3 protein-coding genes are annotated in these 3,088 nt (G+C 42.7%); 2 read left to right on the top strand and 1 reads right to left on the bottom strand.

Features of this window, described 5'->3' with window-relative positions:
• On the bottom strand, positions 1 to 206 hold a 206-nt coding region (locus F7D47_RS11655), incomplete at its 3' end, for a hypothetical protein (protein WP_153086636.1).
• A 449-nt stretch (positions 207 to 655) separates the two neighbouring features.
• Between F7D47_RS11655 and F7D47_RS11650 the strand changes: the two genes are divergently transcribed.
• Entirely contained in the window at positions 656 to 1,879 is a 1,224-nt protein-coding gene (locus tag F7D47_RS11650) for a site-specific integrase (protein WP_022459668.1), read from the top strand.
• Positions 1,876 to 2,250, top strand: coding sequence for a hypothetical protein (locus F7D47_RS11645; RefSeq protein WP_153095712.1), 375 nt, complete (start codon positions 1,876 to 1,878; stop codon positions 2,248 to 2,250). Before F7D47_RS11650 ends, F7D47_RS11645 begins: the two co-directional genes overlap by 4 nt.
• Positions 2,251 to 3,088: the final 838 nt, after the last annotated feature.

The following is a 3,088-nucleotide window of genomic DNA, read 5'->3' as shown; positions in this document are numbered from 1 at the left end:
AATAACCAAATGAATGTTCCAATCAGTACCACCATAGAAAGAATGGAAATGATGATGCCGAAGATGAACTTCACAATTCCCAATATGACTTCACCGACCATGCAGAGAGCCATATATCCCAACCAAGCCACCAAAGTGATGAGGGTTGAGCCGACTGCGGAGAGTAATCTCCACCAAGTCTGTGTTATATTGATGTTTGTTGTCATATAGCCTTGAATTAAATTTATTTGCGGTTCCAGGAGCTGAAGGGAAGTTCTCGTTTCTTCACCTTTTTGTCGCTCCCTTTTCCGACATTTTTTTTGCGTCTTCCTGTCGCATCGGTCGTTTCGTTTCAGGTGCCTTTCAAGGGCGGCGAGGCTGGAAATACAAGGTTTTTCGGAAAAAGAATGACTAAAAAAGCAAAAAATAGCAGATTTGGGCTTTTGTTTTGAGTTTCAAGTGGTTGTGGCAGTCGTTGGCTTTAAGTGACGTTCGTGAGGAAATGCGAAAATGGCGGATTTGAGAAGTAGAAACGCTTTCAAGTCATTACCTCAAAGAAACTCTCTAATAAGCATTTTTAACGGCTTCGGTTTTTACTTCTCAATTCTGCACAGGTTGTGAATTTGCCATGCAACTCTCATGATTTAATTTTGCACAGAACAAAAAGCAAGGAATTATGAGAAGTACATTCAAGACAGTCTTCTATGTAAACGGAAGCAAGGAGAGAAACGGAATTGTCCCTATCATGGGACGTGTGACAATCAACGGAACTATCGCACAGTTCAGTTGCAAGCTGAGCGTGACCAAGGCGATATGGGATGCCAAGGGCAACAGAGCCAAAGGCAGAAGCAAGGAAGCCAATGAGGTGAACTTTGCGCTTGATAACATCAAGGCTCAAATCGCTAAGCATTACCAACGGCTTTCCGACCGTGAGGCGTTCGTTACCGCTGAAATGGTGAGAAACGCATATCAAGGCATAGGTACGGAGTATGAGACATTACTCAGAGCTTTTGACAAGGAGAACGCAGCCTTTGCCCAACGCGTGGGAAAAGACCGAGCTGTCCGAACCTACCGCAAGTATCTGACGGTAAGAAAGTACGTTGCCGAGTTCATCAAATTTCAGTACAAGCGCAGCGATATGTCCATGAATGAGCTTACCGAGGAGTTCATCCGTGATTTTTGTCTGTATTTGAAGAATGTCATTGGACTCACGCAATCTACCATTTGGATATACTCCATACCATTGAAGCATATCGTCACGGCAGCACACTACAACGGCAAGATACAGAGAAATCCGTTTGCCATGTACCACGTTGACCCAGACCACAAGGAGCGTGAGTTCTTGACAGAGGAAGAATTGGACATATTTGCAGGAATAGAGTTGGAAAATCCCAACTTTGCTTTTGCGAGAGACTTGTTTATGTTTGGTTGTTGGACAGGTATCTCTTTCGTTGACATCAAGAATCTTACAGAGGACAATGTTGCCATTATAAGTGGGTCTCCATGGATAGTTTCTCAGCGTCAAAAGACAGGCGTACCATTCAAAATTAAACTGATAGATGCAGCCATACAGATAATTGAACGTTACAAGCCATTGAGAAAAGATATGCACTTGTTTAATATTGGCTCACTTGACATGGTAAACAAGCGTATAAAGAAAGTGGCAAAAATGTGTGGCATCAAGAAGCGAATTTCATTTCATGTAAGCCGGCATTCGTTCGCAGTTTTGGCTTTAAACTACGGTATGCCGATAGAGAGTGTAAGCAAGATACTGGGACATACGGACATCGCCACAACACAAATTTACGCAAAGGTGACAAGTACTAAATTGGAGCATGACATATCAGCTTTTGAAAGTCGAATCAAGGGGCATATGCCGACAATGGGGGGAATGGCATGAAAAGGACTGTAATCACCGTGGACGGAAATGGAATGTTATCCATTCCGTCCAACTTGCAAGACTTGTGGATGAGTGAGGGTGAATTGGTTGATATGCTTCATGTCACCGCCATGAAACTCCATGCTGTGATAAGGTCAATATACAAGGATGGTTTATTGACGGTGTCGGAAGTCCAACAGAAACAGGAAACTTCCAATGGCATTTGGCAAACGTTGTATGGCTTTCCGATGATTGTTGCCCTTTGCTTCCGTATAAACTCATACGGGGCAGCTCGGTTTCGTGCCACCATCTTCAAGAGATTGTGCGGGGCAAAAGAGAAAAGTAGTGTCATTATCCTACAACTCAATAGAAGAACAACCGCCTTTAGTTGAATGTCCTCTTGCTTGTTTGTTGGCTTGGCGCTGTCGTACTGTCGTGAATAAGTACTGAAGCATAAGCATGACATTCTTACTTGTAGGGGGATGAGTTCTGTTCATAAAAATGACGGACAAAACACCCCTTATTTTTGTTGAATTGTTGAATATGATGAAAGAAGTATTGAACATCAGGCATTTACGGCTCAACATATTCTCAACAAATCTCTCAACAAAAGAAAGATAATGTTGAAAAGAGAAAACCATGAACACCATTCCTTTCTTTCTTTTTTGCCCAGTAATTTGTTGTGTAGAGCTATTTGTTGAGAGTTTGTTGAGGGTATAAGTGGTTGGTTCTCATAAAGATAACACCTATCTTCAACAATTCAACGTTTTACATGCCCTCACTTGGTACGCTGTAAAATGTGCTTGTGGATTAATTGGCAACCGCTCTATTCTCCGAAATGGTTGCAGCAACGTTCCTTGGAGGCTTTGCGCCTCCAGCCACTTGGGCGAACCTCCGCAGTGTTTTAGCATGGCATTAGATTTATGCAGACTATACCGAGGACACACAGCACACATAACACACTCGGCATAGTTCACAAAGGAAATCAACAACACACAACTGAAACACTTGGCAAGTTTCACACTGAAAATATCACCTTTTCCTTTGCAAACTCCATGTACAAAGTAGCTTGTGTCTGTGATCTTGTTCTTTCAATGTGGCAGCTTTGATGTTTGGCGCAAATTGAGAGAATTAAGGTCTGCAACCTTGGGCATGGAAAGCCGAAAGGCAAATATCTCGTCTTTTGTTCTTAGAGGAGGGAGCGAGGTTATGTTTTGGGAACCCCAAAAC

It is taken from the genome of Segatella copri (assembly GCF_009494835.1).
In the GTDB taxonomy this organism is placed as follows: Bacteria; Bacteroidota; Bacteroidia; order Bacteroidales; family Bacteroidaceae; genus Prevotella; species Prevotella copri_F.
Note: the sequence above shows the minus strand (reverse complement) of the source record. Positions and strands in the feature narration are given on the sequence as shown.